This is a genomic window from Rhizobium sp. AN68 (assembly GCF_030758035.1).
GTDB classification, from domain to species: Bacteria; Pseudomonadota; Alphaproteobacteria; order Rhizobiales; family Rhizobiaceae; genus Agrobacterium; species Agrobacterium tumefaciens.
On sequence record NZ_JARWMI010000002.1, the window covers coordinates 47,501 to 69,551 of the forward strand.

At 57.3% G+C, this 22,051-nt stretch carries 11 protein-coding genes and 2 pseudogenes; 8 read left to right on the forward strand and 5 right to left on the reverse strand.

Translation table 11 applies throughout. The annotated features are described in order from the left end of the window. Positions 1-102: 102 nt before the first annotated feature. Together RBH71_RS03760 and RBH71_RS03765 are read right to left on the reverse strand one after the other, a co-directional pair. Entirely contained in the window at positions 103-1,767 is a 1,665-nt protein-coding gene (locus RBH71_RS03760) for a type IV secretory system conjugative DNA transfer family protein (RefSeq protein WP_323687112.1), read from the reverse strand. Positions 1,768-1,845: 78 nt separating this feature from the next. After that, on the reverse strand, positions 1,846-2,358 hold the full coding sequence (locus RBH71_RS03765) for a hypothetical protein (protein ID WP_323687113.1): 513 nt from the start codon (positions 2,356-2,358) through the stop codon (positions 1,846-1,848). A 375-nt stretch (positions 2,359-2,733) separates the two neighbouring features. On the opposite strand from RBH71_RS03765, the gene drmD reads away from it, so the two are divergent. The 6 genes from drmD (at position 2,734) to RBH71_RS03795 (ending at position 16,082) form a co-directional block, all read left to right on the forward strand. After that, on the forward strand, positions 2,734-5,901 hold the full coding sequence (drmD, locus tag RBH71_RS03770) for a DISARM system SNF2-like helicase DrmD (RefSeq protein ID WP_323687114.1): 3,168 nt from the start codon (positions 2,734-2,736) through the stop codon (positions 5,899-5,901). A 3-nt stretch (positions 5,902-5,904) separates the two neighbouring features. Continuing rightward, positions 5,905-6,030, forward strand: coding sequence for a hypothetical protein (locus RBH71_RS03775; RefSeq protein ID WP_323687115.1), 126 nt, complete (start codon positions 5,905-5,907; stop codon positions 6,028-6,030). Positions 6,031-6,182: 152 nt separating this feature from the next. After that, positions 6,183-9,872: an Eco57I restriction-modification methylase domain-containing protein gene (locus RBH71_RS03780; RefSeq protein ID WP_323687116.1), complete on the forward strand. Its 3,690-nt coding sequence runs from the start codon at positions 6,183-6,185 to the stop codon at positions 9,870-9,872. A gap of 55 nt (positions 9,873-9,927) precedes the next feature. Beyond that, a complete protein-coding gene (locus RBH71_RS03785) occupies positions 9,928-10,671 on the forward strand; it encodes a hypothetical protein (protein WP_323687117.1) in 744 nt (247 codons plus the stop codon). Between the two features lie 51 nt (positions 10,672-10,722). After that, positions 10,723-14,175: a DISARM system helicase DrmA gene (gene drmA, locus RBH71_RS03790; RefSeq protein WP_323687118.1), complete on the forward strand. Its 3,453-nt coding sequence runs from the start codon at positions 10,723-10,725 to the stop codon at positions 14,173-14,175. 8 nt (positions 14,176-14,183) lie between these two features. Next, positions 14,184-16,082 (forward strand): DUF1998 domain-containing protein, encoded by a 1,899-nt coding sequence (locus tag RBH71_RS03795; RefSeq protein WP_323687119.1) that lies wholly within the window; start codon positions 14,184-14,186, stop codon positions 16,080-16,082. A 173-nt stretch (positions 16,083-16,255) separates the two neighbouring features. On the opposite strand, the pseudogene RBH71_RS03800 reads toward RBH71_RS03795, so the two are convergent. Next, positions 16,256-16,883, reverse strand: a pseudogene (locus tag RBH71_RS03800) (transposase); the annotation flags it as partial. Positions 16,884-17,136: 253 nt separating this feature from the next. Here RBH71_RS03800 and RBH71_RS03805 point away from each other — a divergent pair. Both RBH71_RS03805 and RBH71_RS03810 read left to right on the forward strand, forming a co-directional pair. Next, positions 17,137-18,678: an esterase/lipase family protein gene (locus RBH71_RS03805; RefSeq protein WP_323687120.1), complete on the forward strand. Its 1,542-nt coding sequence runs from the start codon at positions 17,137-17,139 to the stop codon at positions 18,676-18,678. Continuing rightward, on the forward strand, positions 18,675-21,281 hold the full coding sequence (locus RBH71_RS03810) for an AAA-like domain-containing protein (RefSeq protein WP_323687121.1): 2,607 nt from the start codon (positions 18,675-18,677) through the stop codon (positions 21,279-21,281). Before RBH71_RS03805 ends, RBH71_RS03810 begins: the two co-directional genes overlap by 4 nt. Before the next feature lie 4 nt (positions 21,282-21,285). On the opposite strand, the gene RBH71_RS26630 is transcribed toward RBH71_RS03810, so the two are convergent. Both RBH71_RS26630 and RBH71_RS26635 read right to left on the reverse strand, forming a co-directional pair. Then, on the reverse strand, positions 21,286-21,426 hold the full coding sequence (locus tag RBH71_RS26630) for a helix-turn-helix domain-containing protein (protein ID WP_416349313.1): 141 nt from the start codon (positions 21,424-21,426) through the stop codon (positions 21,286-21,288). A 108-nt stretch (positions 21,427-21,534) separates the two neighbouring features. Further along, a pseudogene (locus RBH71_RS26635) lies at positions 21,535-21,940 on the reverse strand (DUF1612 domain-containing protein); the annotation flags it as partial. Positions 21,941-22,051 lie beyond the last annotated feature (111 nt).

Genomic DNA, 22,051 nt, shown 5'->3' on the forward strand with positions numbered 1-22,051 from the left:
CGTTGGCGCCAGACCTGTCGACCAAGCGAATTATCAAGCAGGCCGTCGCCACGGCGTTCATCATCTGAAACCTGGCGGAATACTCGCGGCTTAGTCTTCCCGTCAGACTGGGTCGAACATCTCCCTGAACTCCGGATCGGCAAAGTAGGCAAGCTTCTCAGCAAAAATTGGCCGCTGTCCGGCCAGAAACAGCAATTGTCCGCTCGCCGGAAGATTGCGCACTTCATCAGGGGTGAGTAGCGGCCGACCGGTATGCTGTTGGCTGTAGGAGATCCCCGTCTTATCGGAATCGAGGGCCCTCGCCATCGTCTGGAACACGACCGTTTCCTGTCCGAGCAAATCAGAGATGAGGCGGGCGCTGTCATGATCGTTGACGCCGAAAACCTGCAGCACGCCGGCGTTTGACAGGAAAGTTCCGGCGCGGTGACCGTAAGTGGCACGCAGCTGATGGATGTCCTGGAGGATGGGCCAAAGCTGGACACCATAACCCGCCATCAGACCCATCGCGCGTTCGACTGGAGCCAAATGCCCAAGGGATGCGAACTCATCGAGCAGATAGAGAACCGGTGTCGCCGGCTTTGTCGGATCGCGTGCCATTTCGATCAGGCTTTGTGAGACAAGCAGGCGCAGCCAGCGTGAATAGGTCGAGAGGCGATCAGGAGGAAGCACGAGGAACACCGTCACGTTGCTGTGCTTGAGATCGGCAAACCGGAAATCCGAGTGACTGAGGACGGCCGTCATGCGCGGTGAATCCAGAAAATGCGTATGGCGTAGGGCTGCGGAGAGAACGCCTGCAGCTTCGCGATCGGATTTTCCGAGGTGGCGGTTTGCGGCACGCGCGACAAGACCTCTCACCGCATCGCTGTCCTGCATACGCTTGAGCAGTGCTGCGAATTGTTCCGGAGCAAGGGTGAGATAGTCGCGGAGTGTTGCGAGGTGCCTGCGTCTCAAAGGCTCAGATGCAACGATCTCGAGCAACAATCCGCCGATAAGAGCTTTTGCCTCCTCGTTCCAATGCGCCTCGCCTGCCATTCCCGGTTCGTCGAACACGAGAGCGTCGGCAAGGGTGTTGGCATCGTCCGCGACATCGAGGCTGTGGGGATCAAGCAGGGCCAGGGGATTGAAGGCTGCCGAGGATCTGCCGGTGACCCCGAAAGGATCGAGCACATGAACCGGCCCGAATTTCTGGCGAGCACGGCCGGTGATCCTTGCATTCTCACCTTTCGGATCAACGCAGATCACGGAACGGTCGGAGGTCAGCAGGTTCGGGATGATCGTGCCAACACCCTTGCCGGTACGGGTCGGCGCCATCGTAAGCAGATGGGCCGGGCCATCATAGCGCAGAGGCCTGGCCGTTTTCGTATCACGCCCGATCAAGAGGCCGGAACCGGATGAGGTGAGAGCGGCTATCTCCTTGTGTGTCGCGAAGCGGGCGGAGCCATGGGTCTCATCGTCATTATCCCCGAAATGCAAAATCAGCGCACTGGTGATGAACCAAAAGGTGATAACGGCGAGCGCCAGCAGGGTTAAGAGACCTGGGACAATGTCGACAGGCGAGCCGTGCCCGAAACCCATTTGATCAAGGAAGTGAGCGCCACCCATGCCGATCACAAACGTGACGATGAACAGGATGAACATAAATCCAAGAAGCCGTTTCCAGATCCGGAAGGGCATGGAAATCAAAACCAGAAATGCCCAAAGCGGATCACGCGCGGCGGCTCGCATCATGTTTTTGAATGCGTCGCGGGCAAGTCGCAATCGCTTCATGGAGCACCCTGCACGCCGTCGCCAGTCTCTGCTGTGCCCGGCTGTATTGGTCCGATCAGATCGGCAAAGAGCGCCTTGTCATTCACCCGGCGGCCGGCGCTCGTCATCGGTGCCCTTAACCTGTATGAGCACGAGCGAGACTTGCTCCTCCTCATTTGTTACCAAGCTCCAGCCATCGAAGCCTAGCGCGGGCTGGTTGCGATTTCCTTTCGTCGCATGGAGAGCCGGCGGAGTCGCGAAGCCGAATACGACGCTTAGCGCCTCTCTGGCTATGATCTCGGCAGTTTCCGATCTGAAGTTCTTTAGATGCTCAGGTTTATTGCCCTCCTTATCAGGATTCGGCAGCCCTGCACGGAACATTTTAATTAATCGTTCGGTATGGAAGTTCGCATCTACGCCGTCAGCAGGCGCCGGGATCGGCGGCAGGGCCTCCGCCATTTGCCTGAATTTTTCCTGTCCGTAGATACGCCTGATCGCTTGAGCAACGTGCTGGAGGAAAGGATCATCTCCATTTTCAGGGTCACAAGTTTCACGCACGACGGCCCATCGGTGGATCTCGTCGACAGTTATTTCATGCTTGGTGTATATCAAGAGATGCCCCCAGCCCCTACTGGGAAATTACACACCTTCACGTTGTAGTCAATCGGCCAACGCCCGCGGCGCTGCTCACTTTGTTGCTGTAGGCTTTTACTCAACACCAACAGGTCGCGCATCGATTCTGCTGAGGCTTGCTGCTTAACACATGTGCAATCAGCAAAATTTTGCTTCAGATGGCCACGGGGACGAGAGCCCTAGCGACCGGCGGTGCGCATTCTTCAAGTCCACATCAGGGACAGTCGCAAATGGTTTCACAAATCTGTTCAAACTTCCGAATGCCTGTTGGTCAAATTGGGTGACGTATTTACTACGTTAAGTGTAATTAGCCCTTTATAACTTAAGTTAGTTCGTTTCTTGTTAGGAGAAGTAATGGTGCCATCTGCTGGACAGTTCGTTCGCGTTCGCGCGCGCTGTTGGCTTGTCGAGCGTGGGCCATCGAACGCACTTTTCCCAATTGTCCGATTAGCATGCGTAGACGATGATGCGGCAGGTGAGGTCGTTGACGTTCTTTGGGACGCCGAACTCGACGCCGAGGTGCTTGCCAACGAAGGCTGGGGAAAGATTGCCAAGCAAGGCACCGACGACCCGGCGACCTTCTCCGCTTATCTCAAGACGCTTCGATGGAACACTGCAACGTCGTCTGATCGTGATCTGTTTCAGGCGCCCTTCCGCGCTGGAATCCATTTGGACGCCTTTCAGCTTTTGCCCTTGCGCAAAGCGTTGAAACTCCCGCGCGTTAACCTCCTGATTGCCGACGACGTTGGTGCAGGCAAGACAATCGAGGCCGGTCTCGTCCTCCGCGAATTGCTGCTTCGTCACCGGATCGATTTCGTTCTTGTTGCCGCCCCTCCTGGCACCGTGCGCCAATGGCAGGATGAGTTGGAAACCAAGTTCGGCCTTTCGTTCCCAATCATCGAACGCGAGTATTTGAACGTTCTGCGGCGGGAACGAGGATACAGCGCTGAACCTTGGTCTTCGGGTTCGCGATTTATCCTCTCTCATTCGCTGTTGACGGACGAGACGTATGTCGCCGGCCTTCGAGACCTGCTTGGCGACTTTCGTCCGCGGTCGCTACTCATTCTTGACGAGGCACATCATGCCGCCCCAGCAAGCGGTATGAAGTATGCGATTGAGAGCCAGTTCACGCGTGTCGTGCGCGGTCTCGCAGATCGGTTCGAACATCGCCTGTTCCTATCAGCGACACCGCACAACGGGCATTCGAACTCGTTCTCGGCGCTACTCGAGATCCTCGACCCACAGCGTTTTACCCGTGGGGTGCCGGTCCGCCCGAAGGATCTGGAACCGATCATGGTCCGACGCCTGAAGTCGGATCTGCGCCATTTCGGGGAGCGCTTCCCACTGCGCAAGATTGAGCCTATTCGGATTGCTGATTTGCCGCAGAGTGCGCCCGAACTCGTGCTAGCCTCTATGCTGCGTGCCTACGCCGACACGGTCCGGGCGAAGGCGGAGGGACTGCCGCAGCGGCAGGCTGGATACGTGCGGCTGACCCTTGTAGGTTTGCAGCAGCGGCTCCTTTCCTCCATTGCGGCGTTCGCACAAACGTTGGAGGTCCATCGCAAAGGACTCCTTCGGGCGGCTGAAGGTGAGACGGTAAACTTCTCAGCGAGCGAGATCGGCCGGGCTGCCGAAGTGGAGGAAGAGCCGCAAGACGAGGCCGCCGCAGAACAGTTGCTTGATCTGGATGAGAACGCCGCAGCCGAAGCCGCAGGCATGGCCACAGCCGCCGTCTCCGACGTGGCAATGGTCGATGATATGCTCAAGATAGCGCGCCGGTATGCGCATGAGCCGGATGCACGTGTCGTTCGACTTGCTCAGTGGATTCGTGAGAACATGGTGCCAGCCGGGCGCTGGAACGAGCGCCGTCTCATTCTCTTCACCGAGTACGAGGACACCAGGCGTTGGCTGGAGAAGCGTCTCCAAGAAGCGCTCGACGATCTTTTGCCGGACGAGCGCATCGCGTGCTTCACCGGCGCGACTTCGACAGACAGCCGCGAGGAACTGAAGCGCCGGTTCAACGCCGATCCGACGGCAGACCCGCTGCGGATCCTTATCTGCACCGATGCCGCCCGCGAGGGCATCAATCTGCAGATGCGTTGCCACGACCTAGTCCACGTCGATCTGCCTTGGAATCCCGCGCGGCTTGAGCAGCGTAATGGCCGTATCGACCGAAAGTTGCAGCCTTCTCCTGTCGTGTACTGCCGATATTTCGTCTACGAGCAGCGTGAAGAAGACGTCGTTCTACAGGCGCTGGTTCGGAAGACAGAGAAGATCCATGACGAACTAGGCTCTGCTGGTCAGGTCATTACCGAGCGTATCAACCGGCGTCTCATGCAGGATGGCATACGCGGTGCCCAAGGGCTCGCCCACGAGATCGATGGCGACGGCGAGACACCCGACCAGCAAACCCAGACGGCCGTCGAGGAGATGGACGACTCGACTGTTGCGCGCCGTGCTCGCCAGGCTAAGGAACTCGACGACCTCCGATCCGCGCTAGAGAACTCGCGTGCGCGCGTCGGTGTTGATCCGAACGACCTCAAGGCGGTAATGTCGGTGGCCCTCAAGCGCACAGGTTCCTCGCTAGACGCTCACCGTGACGGCGCGGTCGGAGAGACTGCGACCTTCCATCTCGACCCGTCGGAGCCGGCTTTCCAGACGTCGGGTTGGGCGGAAGCACTGGACGATCTGCGTATTCGCCGCCGCAAACGCGGTGAGACCCTGAAGGACTGGCGCCGAGATGCCCCGGTTCGCTCCTTTAGCTTTAAGCCTGCCATAACCACGGCGGGCGTTGATGCCGAGGGCGTGGTTCAGGTGCATCTGGAGCATAGACTCGTAAGGCGCCTGCTGGCGCGCTTCGTGGCGCAAGGATCTGCATCTGGCTTGTCACGGGCAAGCGTGGTGATTGGTCCCGGTGCCCAGCCGCGTGTCGTGTTGATCGGTCGGCTGGCGCTCTATGGGCCGGGGGCTGCGCGCCTTCACGAGGAGATCATCCTGGTGACAGCGGCATGGACGGAAGCTGGGCGGGGCAGCAAACCGCTGAAGCCATTCGGCCCGACGCGTGAGGCCGCGACCCTTGTCCAACTCGAGGAAGCATTCAGGACTGCTCGCGTACCCGCACGCCAGATCGTTGATCGCATCCGCCAGTACGCGGCCCAGGATGCCGCTGACTTGGAACCGGAGCTTCGCGTTCGCGCCGATGAGGCCAATGCCGAGGCGGCGAAGGATCTAGTCAGGATCGCCGAGGCGGAGGCGACCTCGCTGAAGCGCCTGCTGGAGGACCAACGCGCGCGCATCGCCAAGGCCGACGCCGAGCCGGACGACAAACAGATGAGCTTCCTGCCCGAGATCGTGGAGGAGGTAGAGCAGCGGCGGCGCGATCGACGGCACTGGAAGGCGAAGATCGACCGCCTCTCGAGTGATATTGAGACAGGGCCGAGCCGCGTACGTGAGTCCTATAGCATAGTTGCGGACCGCCTGGAGACGATAGGACTCGTCTACCTCTGGCCGGAGGGGAATTAAAGCATGGCATCATTCGATCCGAACGAGGAATGGCTCGGCCATGTCCAGCCGATCGGGCTCGTCGTCGCCCCGGTGGTGCTGAAGGCCTATGAGCTTGTTCCTGAGCAGCAGACACGCTCTGATTCCTGAGGCGATCAAGCCGCATTTGTCGCCAAAAGACTCCGGACCGGCGCTTCTCGATCCCTGGGTCTTCTTCTCCAACATTCTCGGCTGGCGTCCCGGCCGGGTGGCTGGCAGCCCCGGCGGCACGCCGATTCCTGACGATCTTATTTTGCGCATCGATGAAAGCGATATCGAGATTGCGCCACACTGGGGCGGTCGCCGATCCCAACGGCGGCTGGCAGATGCTGGTGCGTGTCGAGGCGGCGGGCGTCGACCCAGACGGACGAGGCGCGCTGGAAGGCTGGGAGGCGACGCCGCATCAGCGGCTGGAACGGCTATGTAAAGACCGGGGTATCCGCACGGGAATCCTTGTGACAGATTGCGAGCTGCGCCTGATCCACGCACCCCGCGGTGAGACTAGCGGCTGGCTTCGCTTCCCGCTACGCTCCCTTGGAGAGGTGGGTGGTCGGCCAATGCTTGGCGGCCTAAAGTTACTCCTCTCCTCGTTCCGGCTGCACAACGACGCGCCAGAGCGCCGCCTGCCGGCGCTGCTTCAGAAGAGCCGCGACGAACAGGCCGAGGTTTCGACCAAACTCGCCGCACAAGTGCTCGGCGCGTTGCACGAGCTGATGCGCGGCCTGCACGACGCTGACCGTGAGCGTATGGAACGGTTGGCTCGCGAGCGGCCCGAGCATGTCTATGACGGTCTACTGACCGTGCTGCTTCGCTTAGTGTTCCTGCTGTACGCCGAGGATCGCGAACTCATTCCCTCGCGTACAGACGCCGAAGCGCGACGGCTCTACGACCAGGGCTACGGCGTGCGGACGTTGCATGCGCGGCTGGTGGAGGATCGTGCGCGGCACGAGCTGACTATGCACCTGCGTCGTGGCGCCTGGTCGCGACTGCTTACGTTGTTCCGCCTCGTTCATCAGGGGGACCGTACCGGCGAATGGATCCGCGGGCGCGGAGGCAAGCTGTTCGATCCCTCCGCCTTTCCTTTCCTGCAGGGGCAGGAAGATCCGGGGGAATTGCCGAAACCGGCTGAGGTATCGGATGAATGCATTGCGAAGGTGCTTGACCGCTTGCTGGTGCTGGGCGGCGAGAAGCTCTCTTACCGCACGTTAGACGTCGAGCAGATCGGAAGCGTCTACGAGACCGTGATGGGCTTTACGGTGGAAACCATGGACGGGCCTGCCGTAGCCATCCGCGCGGGCAAGAATGATAAGACCCCGGTCTTCGTGGATCTGAACAAGCTGCTTGCAGCGAAGCCGAACGATCGGACGAAATTCCTTAAGGAGGAAGCGGACCGCGGCACAGTGACCGACAAGGTCGGCAAGGCACTGAAGGGGGCCACTACGATCGAGGAGGTCGCCGCGGCACTGACGCCCATCGTTGACGAACGCGCCTCGCCGGGCGCTGCCTTGGCGGCTCCCGGCACGCCACTTCTGCAGCCGACCGACGAGCGGCGACGGACAGGTAGCCATTATACGCCGCGCTCGCTTACTGCACCCATCGTACAGCACGCGCTGGAGCCAGCCTTTCACCGCATTGGTCTTGACGCCACCCCAGAGGACGTCCTCTCGCTGAAGGTGTGCGATCCAGCCATGGGTTCGGGCGCCTTTCTCGTGGAAGCCTGTCGGGCGCTGGGCGATCGTCTTGTGTTGTCCTGGGCGCGTTGGCCGCTCACTCGCCCCACTATTCCGCCGGACGAGGACGAGCCGCTTCACGCGCGTCGGCTTGTTGTGCAACGTTGCCTCTACGGCGTAGACAAAAACCCGCGGGCAGTTGACCTTGCTAAGTTGTCGCTCTGGCTTGCGACGCTTGCCCGTGATCACGAGTTCACCTTTCTTGATCATGCATTGAAGTGTGGCGACAGCCTCGTCGGGCTTGATGACCGGCAGATCGCTGCTATGCACTGGGACACATCAATCCCCGGCCTGCCGCTGTTCAGGAAATTCATCGCAGATCGCGTAGAAGAACTGGCTAAGAAGCGCGCAGAGATTCAGGCTGCGCCAGACGACACGACGCGGGTAGTCCTGGAGGCGAAGCATCGCGAAGTGGAGACAGTCGCAGGCGACGTGCGCGCGCTGGGTGACGCAGTCCTTTCGGCGTTCTTCGCCGAGGATAAGCCGAAAGCAAGGGAAAAGCGCCGGGTTGAGATTGAGAGCTGGATCTCAGGATTTGGCGAAGCAAAGTGGGATATGCTTAAGGCTGCAGCGCAGGGTCCTCGCGCTGGAAAGCATCCTATCGAGGCGTTCCATTGGCAGATCGAGTTTCCGGAGGTGTTCCGGCGAGATAATCCAGGCTTCGATGCGATTGTCGGTAATCCGCCGTTCGCTGGCAAGAACACAATCATTGCTGGCAACCGTCCATACTATTTGCCTTGGCTGCAAACGCTACATAAAGGCGCGCATGGCAATGCTGACTTAGTGGCGCACTTTTTCCGCCGCGCGTTCTCGCTGATCCGCGATGGTGCGGCCTTTGGCCTCATCGCGACCAACACCATCGGCCAAGGCGATACCCGCGACACCGGCCTCGCGACACTTCTCGAGGCGGGCGGCGCGATTTCTCGCGCCACGCGCCGGCTGAAGTGGCCGGGTGAAGCAGCGGTGGTGGTGAGCGTTGTCCACGTGGTGCGCGGTTCCGCTCCCTTTCCGGTACTCGACGGCAGGCAGGTTCCACGGATTTCTGCCTATGTTGTCTCGGGTGATCTCGACCGTTCGCCCGCGCGGCTGGCGGCCAATGCTCGAAGGGCGTTCCAAGGTTCTATCGTATTGGGGAAAGGCTTTACGTTCGACGATGTTGCGGCGGCGAAGGGCGAAGCCGAGAGCCTAAATGCTATGCAGGATCTGATCGCCAAAGATCCGAGAAATGCAGAGCGGATCTTTCCATACATTGGTGGTGAGGAGGTAAACAACTCTCTGAACTATGCGCACCAGCGGTATATTATAGATTTTGCTGACTATCCGCTGCGACGCGATATTTCGTTACCGTCTTGGTACAAGGCGCTGCCGCACGAGCATGAGAATTGGCTACGCAACGGCATCGTGCCTGTGGACTACCCCAAGCAGGTTGCAGCCGACTGGCCCGATCTGTTGGATGTTGTCGAGCAGCGGGTTAAACCGGGAAGACTAAAGGTCAACGACCAAGTGGGGAAAGTGTCGTGGTGGCGTTTTCTGCGCCGTCGAGATCGATTGTATAGCCAAATAGCTTCGCAGGAAAGAATTTTGGTTCGCTCACTAACGAGCACAAATTTCCCAACGTTCACGTTTTTAAGATCCGGACAGGTATATGACCAAACGTTGATTATATGGTCCTCAGATAGCGACGCAACATTTTGCATATTAACATCTCGCGTTCACGAGGTTTGGGTTAGATTTCTCGGCGCTACAATGAAAGATGACAGTCGCTACAACATCGCAGACTGCTTTGAGACATTCCCTTTCATTCTCGACGAGCAATCGGCCATTTCGTTACTCGCGTCCGGCCAACTTTATTATGAGTTCCGTACTCAGCTGATGATTGATGAACAAATAGGGATGACTAAGACGTACAACCGTTTCGACGATCCAGTCGAACGCGCAAAGAGCATCGTCCGGCTGCGTGAGCTACACGCCGAAATGGACCGCGCAGTGCTCTCTGCCTACGGCTGGGACGATCTTGCGGCCTTGGCCGAACCAGTCTTCCTCGACGACACGAATGAAGAAGATCACGCCTATCAGCGCCGCCTTTTTTGGCCATCCGATTTCCGAGATGAGGTTTTGGCGCGCTTACTTGCGCTGAATGCAGAGCGCGCAACTGCGGAAAAGGAGGCAGGATCAGCTTTGGCGGTTGATGTTGATCGAGAGGACGAAGATCAAGATGAATAAAGCTGAAACAATTCGCTCTACCAAGCTAGGTAAAAAGGAGCTTCGCCTCGTTAGGATGAACAGCCGCTACTTCGGTCTCGCCGATGGCGTTCGCTGCTCCGAGGGAGAGGACGCCGATGACGTCTGGCGGCAATTGCACGATGAGGCGGGGAAGAGCGACCCGAAATACTTTGGTTTCCACGGGGCCCGGACGCGCTTCCTGATCTTCTTTCCGAATGGCTTCCATTCCGATGGATACGGATCGCAGGAGCGCGACTACAAGCTTGCGGCAAAGACTAAGCTGGACGAGACAGCGCCGCTAGAAAAGGCGGTCGATGGGACAGGATTTGGCGAAGCGGTGCTTGCCGTATTCCGGGCGACGAACATGCTCTCGCCGTTCGAAAAGACGCGGCTGCAGGACGTGCTGCGTGGTGCACATGCTGACGATTTCGTCCGGGCCGCAGCTCGCTTCACGCTGGACGGCAGCAAGTCAAATCTTCTCGCAATGGAGCAGGCTCTTAAGCCGCATGACAACGCGAAATGGACTGTTGCGACCTACCTGCCATATCTCTGGCGGCCCGACACCCACATGTTCCTGAAGCCGGAAGCTACCAAGGATTTCGCTACCCGCGTCGGCCATCGCTTCGTCTCGGAATACGAACCGCGACTTAGCCTACCGGTCTACGAGAGCTTACTTGATCTTATCAGGAAGACGGAGCAAGAACTGGCCGACATGCGTCCGCTCGACAGGATCGATATCCAGAGCTTCATCTGGGTAGTGGGCGACTATAAGGAAGGACGGGAAGCCATCTACGAATAAAAGTTGGGGCAGCGGGTACTGCCGGACGGCGACGAGACCCAAGGGGGAAGAATGAGCATTGATCCGAAATTGCCGACAGCCGTCCGCGGACGTCTTGTCGAGACGCTGCGGCGCGATCTGATCGGGCCCGACTTACGTGACATCGATATCACGTCCGAGAAGCTCGATACGAATCCTTCGCGTTGGTACCTGACAGGATTTCTGGTTCCAGCTCCGAAAGATGGAGGTGAGGAGGTAGACCAGCCGGAGGAACCCGGCGATATGGTAACCGACGGCGACGAGCAAGTGGATCCGGATACGGGAAGCGCTCGAGCCGCTGACGATACAGCACCCGACGACCCCGCCCCAAGAAGGCCGCTCGCACCGTCCGCGTGTGGGCTGACCGTGTTGGTCGATGCACGTGCAGAAACCGTCGACGTGACCGCCACGTGGGGCGACTACGTAACTGAGCCGCCTCTGCCTCCTGAGGTGTTCCTTGATGATACGGCCGCGTTTGACCCTAAACACCGCAATGTTGCGTGGCAGCGCATACCCGGTATGGCTCGCGTTACAATAGCCGTGCCAAGACCCGGCGAGCGCGTAACCCGAACGCTTGAAGGCTCGGCCGGAAAGCAACGTCCGGGCGGTGGACTCGTCGTCGAAGCTTTTGCGAGGCCTTACAGCTTGACCCAGCCGGACGGCAGCAAGGCAGACGTCGTGGCGCTAACGGTGATGCTCGTCAACCGTCGCGACCCGACTCGCCGCCGCTTTGCCGACGTGACCTTCGCGTTCCAGGTCAAGCTGGAGGTCCGCAGCGAGCTGCCCCTATTTGCGCGCACCGATATGACAGGGTTTGGCTCCGACGATCCTGACGCCGCAACGGCCGACCTTCACTATCACGACGTAGCGGAATTTGCTGTGGGCAATGCGACGTCAGCAGGCTGGATGCCAGACGACGATGACTTTGTGCGTGCAGCTTACACCGACTTCCTTCCCATGGCAGAGGTCGAACGCGTTGAGCCCAACGAACGAATCGGTGCAACGTTCGGCATGGAAGACTTGGCGAAGCTCGCTGGCGGCGATGCGGACGCACTCGTAGCCGCGCTCTCGGGCCTTCCGCAGGAATATGCAAGCTGGATTGATAACGAGGGCGGTAACGTCGGAAGTATCGATGGAGAGCCGCGGCGGAAGACTGCTGAGCGACTTCTTGATGCTGCCCGCCGCGCACAAACCCGCATCGAGGCGGGCATCGAGCTCCTCAAGAAGGACAAGTGGGCGCGGCTTGCCTTTCTGGCGATGAATGAAGCTGTCGCCCGCGCGGCACGGCAGCGAACTGCCGGTCGCAATGGAAATCCGGCGGAGCAGAATCAGCCAATTTGGCGACCATTTCAGCTTGCATTCGTGTTGCTCAACTTGCCCGGCCTGAATGACAAACTGCACCACGACAGAGAAATTGTTGACCTGCTTTTCTTTCCGACAGGTGGCGGCAAAACGGAGGCCTATCTCGGCCTTGCCGCGTGGACAATCGCCCATCGCCGCCTGACGGCAAGCGGCAAGCTTGGGGCGGGTGTTTCGGTGCTGATGCGCTACACTTTGCGGCTACTCACGCTCGACCAGTTGACGCGCGCGGCGGGTGTTGTGTGCGCACTGGAGCTGATGCGTGGGGAACCCGCGTGGATGGACGGCAAGTCACGTCTCCTTGGTGATTGGCCGATCGAGATTGGCCTTTGGGTGGGATCCGCCGCCTCGCCAAACCGCCTAGGCGGCAAAGCGAACCCAAATCCGGACACGGCAGTCATCCGCGTAAAGCGCTTTAAGACTTCAGGACGGGAAGCGCCAGCGCCGATCAAGGCATGCCCTTGGTGCTCAGAGCCATTTACGGCTGACAGCTTCGCCTGTACGCCAAACGCCATTGCGCCGAAAAACATGGAAATTCGGTGTAGCAACGCGGACTGCGACTTCACCGGCGCAAAGCCATTGCCGATCCTTACTGTCGACGAAGCGATCTATCGGCGGCTCCCAGCATTTGTTATCGCCACGGTCGATAAGTTCGCGGGACTTCCCTGGCTTGGCGAGGCAGGCGCCTTCTTTGGCCATGTAAACCGCGCGGACGAGTGGGGCTTCTACGGCGCGAACGATAAGGCAGGAGAAGGAAAGCCGCTGGGCAACGGCTTCAGCCTCGATCCGCCGGACTTGATTATTCAGGATGAGCTACACCTGATCAGCGGGCCTCTCGGGACTGTCGCGGCGCTCTACGAGGTTGCTCTTGATCGGCTTGCTACTCGAAAGATGATGGGCGTCCGTGTTCGGCCGAAAATAGTCGCCTCGACAGCGACCGTCCGACGCGCCTCGGCACAGATCAAGGCGCTCTTCGACCGCGAAGCCACAGAAATTTTTCCGCCACCGGGACCGGACCGACGCGACAGCTTCTTTGCGAAGACCGTACCACCGAGTCAGCGTCCGGCGCGGCTATATCTAGGGCTCGCCGCTCCCGGCAAAGGGCCGAAACTCGTCTTCCTCCGCACGCTGACCACGTTGCTCGCCGCCGCCCAGAAAGAGGCCGACGAAGGCAATGATGCCGATCCCTACATGACGGCGCTCGGCTACTTCAACGCGTTGCGCGAACTTGGCGGAGCGCGCCGCATCGTTGAAGACGAGGTCCGAAGCTACCTTTCCGACTACGGCGACAAGCGCCGGCGCATCACACCACACGATCTGCCCTTTGCAAGCCGTCGACTGCGTGATGTGCTCGAACTCACCTCTCGTGAGAGCACCGACAAAGTCGCTGCAGCGAAGGACGCGCTTGGCATATCCGCTGTTGATAAGGCGGGCGTCGACGTTGCACTGGCGACTAACATGATTTCCGTTGGTTTGGACATCACCAGGCTTGGGCTGATGCTTATGCAAGGGCAACCAAAGTCGGCTTCGGAATACATCCAGGCGTCCAGCCGCGTGGGGCGACAATCCGACAAACCTGGCCTTGTAGTGACGCTTCTGAACGCGCAGAAGCCGCGCGATCGTTTGCATTTCGAACGTTTCCGGCAGTTCCACGCTGCCTTCTACCGCGTCGTCGAACCGACCAGCGTAACGCCTTGGGCAGCACGCGCTATAGACCGTGCACTTGCCGCTGTTGTGGTGGCATGCGTGCGACATCTGCACCCGCAACTTACCGATGAGCGCAATGCCGTCGAAATTTCCGATCATGTGCAGGCGCAGGATATTATTGACATTATCCTATCCCGCGCACCTCCGGATGCGGTTGTCGGAGGGCACGCCGCACTAAGGGCGATCGTGGAAGGGCTGCTCGACACCTGGAGGCGAATCGCCGACGATCGACGCGGAAACGCGGAAAAACTCTACTACGGCTTTCCAGGCACCCAGGCGCTACTACATCAGCCCCTTGATCCGCTACTCGCGGGCCTCGATCCAGACCTTAAAGCCTTCAAGGCGGGCCGTTCGATGCGCGACGTCGAACATGCCTCGGCTCTGAAAATCATCGACAATTTCGGCAACACACTGAATTGAGGCCCACTATGGCGAAAGACCAGATCCGTACGGGACAAGTGGTCGGACTTTTCGGTCCGGGCTCGATGATGGACCTGCCCGACCGTTCCGTCTTGGTGATGGGACTCGATCATTGGGAATCCTTCGGTCCCCAAGCATTTGAGCCAATCGAGGAACCGCGGCTCGCGCAATTGTTGGAGCGCAGGCTTGCAGGCGGCAATGACAAGCGAGTGTCCTCCGAGAAGCCGCTCAGTTTCCGCACGCCGCCGATCGATCCTGGAAATCCGCGCCTGCCGTCGCCGGCCATCAAGGCGAAGGTATTTCCGGAGTGGTTCGCCTGTGACTCCATCGCCGGCGATGCGCCGAACCGACGCCGGATCATCCGCTTCAGTGAGCTAGAGGCACCCAAGCGCCTCGACTGGAAAGGTGATGACGGCAAGAAGCGCCACGCATCGCCGCTCCGCTTCGTCTGTGGATGCGAAAAGGGACACTTGCAGGACATCGAGTGGCGGCGGGTCGTCCACGCTGGGCGGTTTGGGGAGGCACGGGGCGACGGCGGTGCGTGCCGACGAGCGATGTGGCTAGAGGACTCGGGCACCAGCGCAGATCCTCGCGACACTCGCATCGTTTGTGAATGCGGCGCGCAACTTTCGCTGGAGGAATTGTTTCAACCCGGTCGGCTTGGCGCCTGTAGCGGCAAGCGACCTTGGATAGGCCCGGACGATCCCGACGGCTGTGACAACTCTTTGCGGCTCCTTACCCGTAGCGCGACGAATACATACTTCCCGCAGATCGTAAGGGTGATCTCGCTGCCGGAAGCGAACGACGCACTCGACAAGGCGCTCGACGCGGTGTGGTCGAACGTAAGTACGTGTTCGTCCGCAACAGAGGTTGCGATGGCAAAACGATTCAACCCTGTTGTCGCAGCCAACCTTGGTCCCTTCTCTGACGCCGAAATTCTGGCTCGAATTGAATCTCGTGCCGTGGCTGGAAACGCCGATCAGAGTGATCAGATGAACCCGAGGATCGCGGAGTTCCAGCTACTCACGAGCGGTCGGACGTTAATCGGCGAAAATCGCCCGGACGCCAGACTCCACGCTGAAACGCTCGATCGAAACCTCTGGGATCCGAAACGTGAACCCATGCTCGCCGGAATCAGGGACCTTGTGGCGGTTCACCGACTTCGGGAGGTTTCCTGCCTATATGGTTTCACGCGTTTTGAACCTGCGCCATTGGCTGACGATGGAGTGGAGGACGTTGGCCTTGCTGTGAACGGCGCACCGCTGGGTGAGGTTCCGGAGTGGTTGCCAGCAATCGAACAGTATGGCGAAGGCTTTTTAATACGCTTCGATCCTAGCGCACTGATGGCATGGGCATCGCGGTCAAGGGTTAGGGAGCGTAAATCCATCTTGGATGGCGGTCTCAGAGCATGGAGGAAATCGCGTCGCGACCGCGGCGCTTCTGACAAGATGGCATGGGAAGGAGAGCACATTGAATACACAATGATGCACAGTCTCTCACATGCTCTGATTAACGAGGTCGCAATTGACTGCGGCTATCCTGCTAGCTCCTTGAAAGAGCGCCTTTATCTTATTCCCGGTCTCCCAGGCCAGCCAAAGGAGTGCGCTATACTGATCTACACTGCCAGTGCTGGCAATCAGGGAACGCTTGGCGGACTTGTTGAAGTTACTCGCCGCTTCCCGAACGTGCTGGCGTCCGCCCTGAGCCGGTTGGAACTGTGCTCTGGTGATCCGATTTGTGCCGACCACGATCCGCTGAAGGCGTCAGAGGACCGAGCACTCCATGGTGCCGCGTGTCACGGTTGCTTGCTGATCGCTGAAACAAGTTGTGAACAACGCAACGTCTATCTGGACCGGAGCCTACTGGTCCAAACGATTGCGGGGTCTTCAGCCTTTTTTTGTGAATGACGCTCAAGGCTTTCGTATGCTAGCGAAGATTGTCCGAGCTGCAATGCTTCGGCACATCAAACAATGGCATCGATTGTTACACGGTATGCAGACGATCTCGATCACGGGCTGATGGACGTTCTTCGGGATGGGGCCGCCGTCGCTATTACGCCTCGGTCGTCGTCTTGGCATCTCACCCGATAAACGCGTTTGGCGTTGGGCCATGGACGGCTTTCGCTGCGGGCTTACGGCGTAAGATCGCATGAACACGGCGATATCCATAGGTCGGCATCTCGGAGATGATCGCTTTGATTTCATCGATGAGATCATCATCGGCGAGCGGCGGCCGACCACGGGCTTTGGAGGGACGCTGTTTCACACGCTGAGCCATGTTTGACCGGGCAAGATCAAAAGTCTCGCACACAGCCGTCATCGGGAACTTCCCTTCGGCAATGACAGCGAGCGCAACAGCTGTTTTTTTGGGCCGGTGGCGATCTCAAGCGCCTCTTTGAGAATCTCGCCTTCCATCGTCTTCTTGCCGAGCAGGCGCTGCAACTCTTTGACCTGGTTCTGAAGGGTACGATATTCGGACGCCGGAACAACATCCTCCTCCGCAGCCGTGGCCGTCAGAGCCCCTTGAGTGGCGAGCTTACGCTAGGTGAACAACTGGTTCGGCTGAATGCCGTAACGCCGCGCAACGATGCTGACGGTCGCGTCCGGCTCGTATGTCTCCTGGATGATGGCAAGCTTCTCTGTCGTCGACCAGCGACGGCGGCGCTCAGGGCCGGACAGGACTTCTATTTTAGGACTGTGACTGGTCATAATGGCCACGCCGTCGCATACCCATGCAAAATTGCATTTTTTTGTGCGTAAGTAGTCCCTGCGGATCTATATGTCGGATTCACCGAGGAAATACGCTAGAATTCTGTTTCTATTTGAAGTTGATATCAGTGAAGTAACCGACTCTGGAGAGCCGGAAAGTAAACTCGCGATCAAATCAGATGATTAATGTGGAACGGCGGGACAACGCCCCAAAACTAAGTCCGATCGAACACAATGCTACGGGCGTCATCTGATGCGCCCAGGCCAGTTCGAGTTACCTAAGAACAAGAGCAGCCGAGAAAGCGACACCGTTGTCGTATTCGTGCACGGCCTATCCGGGTCGGCAATATCGACTTGGCGCGCAATGTCGAAATGTTTCGCCGAGGACACCGATTTTGCCGACATAGAATTGGATTACTATACCTATCCCACAAGGCTTATCCGACTGCCGTTTACTCCACCATTGCCGGGCATTCGCGATCTTGCCGACGGATTTCGCACGTTTCTTGAAGAACGTCACTGCACGAAAAAGAAGATACTTATCATAGCGCACAGCCTCGGAGGGGTGATCGCTCGACAGATGATAGTCAGCGCTCTCCGATCAGGTCACCTAGCCAATATCAGCAAGCTCGCACTCCTCGCTTCACCGAGTACCGGCTCACAATTGGCCAACGTGGGAGCGATGGTGTCATTTGCTCACGGACAGCTCAAAGCACTCTGTAAAGATGAACAGGGTCTCGCGGCAATCAACGTTGATTGGGAGCAGATGAAAATCGAAGAAAACATTTCGGTCAAATATATCTTAGGTGGAAGTGACCGAGTGGTGCCCAGCGAGAGTGCCTCACCATACTTAGGTAGAGACAACAAGGCAGTTTTAATCAACGCTAACCACCGATCGATCGTATCGCCCGACGATGCTGAGGACATACGTTACAAAACAGTAAAACGGTTTCTCCTGGATCAGCCCCTGAGAGCGACAAATGCGGCTGCCACGATATCCCCGGGGGTCATTCGCCCTGCTGATCCACTTTTCGATGTCTATACGCCAAAAGAGGACGCGTATTATCTTGTGCGATCGTTCGACAACGTTCTTTCAAGTGTTCTGTCAAGCGGCCATGTCTGGTTGACCGGTGAATCCGGTATAGGAAAGTCAGCCTCCGCACGGCGAGCTGTATTCTCCAACGGTTGGAAGCTATTCCATATCAATCTATCGAGCCACGAGATACACAGCCCGCACAAATTAATCGGGGCAATTACATCTGAGATATCATCAATTACTGGAGAGAGCCTTATAGCAGAAAGTGCTCCACTTTCGGAGCAAATGTCGTCACTCAAACGGGCCCTTCTCGCCGCGAGATCCGATCAGATAATTACGGAGGTAGTTGAGGAAATGCCAATTAAAGAAGAACATCTCGGAGAGTCGGCAAACCTTGTAGCCCAGCTATTGGAGCATGTTGACACTGATGAGCGGTTGTTCGGGCAGATCAGGTTTATATTTTCCTCACGAAACTCACCACAGAATGTTTCGGGCGGACTAAAAAATAAGACGCGCGAAAAGCTTCAGTTTCTTCCTGTTGAGACATGGACGCAGGGCGACATTACTCGCTTGGTTCAATTACTCGCACCAGCAATTAGACCAAATTTATCTTCAGCTGAGCAGCAATACATATCTGCGGCTTCAGGCGGTTCGCCTCGGTTCGTGAAGATGATGTTTCGGCATTGGAGAAATGGAACATCAAATAGCAGTTCCATCGAAGCTCTGTGCCATCAAGTCTCGAAGGAGCTAGTAATTTGATTCACAGCCCCAAAATGTTAAGTGCGCGTACGATTATACCGGACAATCTATATGTGGATCGGGATGCCGATCGACAGCTATCCAACGTTATTGATGAAATGGGGCGCCCGGGATATGTTCTTGTCGCCCGACAGATGGGCAAGACAAATCTGCTGCTTCGAATGAAGCGCCAGCGAGAAGTTCTCGGCGAGTTGGCGGTCTATGTCGACCTGTCCATTGGCTTCGGCGATGCACGTGGCCTTTTCCGACATCTTATCGACCGTTTACTTGAAGCCTCTGAGCTCACGACCCTCCAGTCCCAGATTGAAACTGACCGAATCGATAGTTCTCTCGATCCTAGCTTGGAATATGATCGACACTTGCGTCGCATTTTGAGTGCCGTGCAAAAGAATAGAGTAATCATCATTTTAGATGAAATCGACTCTCTAGTCGGTCAACCTTATTCGGACCGGATCCTGTCACAGGTTCGGAGCATGTATTTTGCTCGCGCAAACTTTCCGATTTATGAGCATCTCACTTATGTTTTGTCCGGCGTTGCCGAACCAACTGATTTAATCAAAGACAAGAACATCTCACCTTTCAACATCGGGGAGAAAATTTACCTTAACGATTTTAGTCGTACTGAGGCAGGATCCTTGCTGGAGAAAGCAGGAATCCAATTACCCGACGACGTCATCAATATGGTTTTCGATTGGACGAGCGGCAACCCGCGTATGACGTGGGACATTTTTGCTGCACTTGAAGACGAGCTTCCCAAAGGAAACTTGAATCCCGATTCTGTAAACGCCATTGTACAGAAGCTCTATCTTACTCGGTATGATCGAGCACCGTTAGACCACATTAGAGCATTGGCAGAAAATGACGCCGATGTCCGCGCTGCGCTTGTTGCCCTCCTTTATGGCAAAGGTGACACGCTTGACGACCGCTCTCGGAGCAAGCTGTATCTAGCGGGTATAACTACCGCGGCGGCGAATGAAGCACCTAGAATTAAGAACCGCGTTATCGAGTCAGCCCTATCCGAGACTTGGCTTGCTCAAGTTGAGGCAGGACAAAAAGGACTCCTCACTGCAGCGTCTAGGCGGTATGATAGCGGCGAGCACTCCGAAGCAGTCTCTCTCGTGCATCAATACCTGAGTTCAGGAGGTTCTATAGAGAACTTGAACGAAGTTGAAATGTTCGAGTATGGGATGGCGCTTTACCATACCGGTGACTACCTCGACTCAATCGCAATACTGCGTGATGCTAGCATTCAAAGCCGCTCAAATGAGGTCCGAACAGTCATCGCATATCACATCGGGCTATCTGCCATGTTGGTGGGTAATATCGACAGTGCGCTAGAAGCCTTTGAGCCACTTTCAAAAACAGATGGGCCGTATAGGCTGAGAGCGCTGCACGCGCTGGGCAATGCATATCTCAAAACTTCGATTAAAGATCGCGCGGAGGATATAATCTCAATTAACCGCCGAGTCCTTTTCGAGGCGGACGAGGATCCGAATCTCAAAGAGAACGAGAAGGCAGAACTTGTCTACGCTGCGCACTACAATTTGGGTCAAGTATATGTAGCCCAAGGTAATCGCGAGGCCGCGAGAAAAGCGTTCGCCGACGCAAACCGGTCCGCATCACCATCAATGAAGCCAGCGTTTGCATCGGCTCGCCTGAGTGTTGCGAACGTCGATGAAGAGCGCGCGGCAATCTTGGAAGAGGTGGCGGAGATCATCATTCGAGATCAGACCCCTTACAGTCGAAGCAAAGGCACACTCGGGTTCGATCAGGATGACATGGCAGAACTTTTGGCTGTCGCGTTAGATATCGGCAATGATGGAATCTTCCGAAGCCTGTTGACGTCAGCAGTCTCAAGAACCGGAACGAACGCTTTCGAAACGCTCGTGACGCTTGCAACTGAAACGGACTTCAAGACCAACTTAGGCCACACCCACACCCTATTGAGACAGGCGCTCACAGACCAGACCATCGTATGCGAAGCCCTGCTTAAGCAAAAGCTCAATGCCGCGACAATCTGGCTAGCTAACTCCATTGAAGGCAAACGAGCCGACGCATTTAAGGCCTATTGGAGCATAGTTACTGAACCAGCTGCGGCTGAATTTTTGTCAGCGAATGATACCGTTGTATTAGCAAATCACGTCGGCGAGCTGGTCCAGAGTGGCGACCTGTTGCTCGCGAAGAAAATAACGGCGTTCGTACGTAAAAATGAGGATATTTTGGCAGCCGCGAGCGCGACCACGTTTGCGTTTTTTGTCTATCATGAAATGTTAGTCCACAAGCTAGAAGCCAATGATGAAAGAGCCCGGCGGGCCGCTCGGGAAATTCTAAAGCTTGTCTCCGCACACGAAATCTCTGCTGATATATTCGCGAGGAGGCAACCGCAGCTAATCGAGAATCTGCGCCGTGCTGCATCAGATCAAATTGAGATTAAAGTTCGCACGCCAAGTAAGTTTCGAAGAAATGAGGTTGTTGAGGTGGTAGATACGCGGACAGGCCTTCGCTATAAGGCGAAATATAAAAAGGTATCGGAAGGACTTGAAGCCGGGTATCTAGAGCTATTAAGTGGCTCAAGCCACACATCGCCTTTTCAGCGAAGATGAGAGTTCATAGTACTCCCCACGCCCGAAACCTCCCCCTCCCCGTCATCTCCCTGAGGCCGAGCTCAAAAACAATCCGCCGAGCCGCCTGCGGCGTCACCTCGAGCGTCTTCGCCACCATTTTTGCCGACACCAATGGCTTCGCCATCACCAAGTCGACGAGCTCGGGCAATTTCGAAGGAGTTCGGCGTCCCTCCAGCTTTCGCTCGAACAGTGTCCGGGCCAGCGCGAGCCTGTCATGCTCCTTGAGTCCGGTCTCCGCGGCGGCGATCAGTCCGTGGGCTATGGCGAGCAACCGAGTCTCCCGGTCACGATGCCGGCGCCGATCGACCGGAATGGTTTTCAGACCGAGGTTGATGGCGGCGGGATACGCACCGGTGGTGATGCCGGCCTGGCGCAAGATCGACGCGGCCAACAAGCGGCCAAGCCATGGCGCGTGCTGCAGGACGGATAGTTCCGTTCCAGGCATCGAGGGCAATGATCGCCTGCAGCACCGCCGGCAACTCGTTGGCCCGGCGCAGCACGCCACGCCATTCGTTGAGCCGCGCATCCTCGTCCCAGTCGAGATCATAGACGAGAGTATCTCGCTCGCGGGTGTCGAAAGCCGGCCGCATCAAGTCAATCATGCTGATTTTCTCGAGATCGTAAGCCATTGAAATCATAGTAAATGATTTCCTAAACGAACTCTATCAAACCAATAGAGTTCGTGACATGGTATAGTTCCGGATTGGTATATCTACCATCGATAAGTACTCCATTTCATCAGTATAATT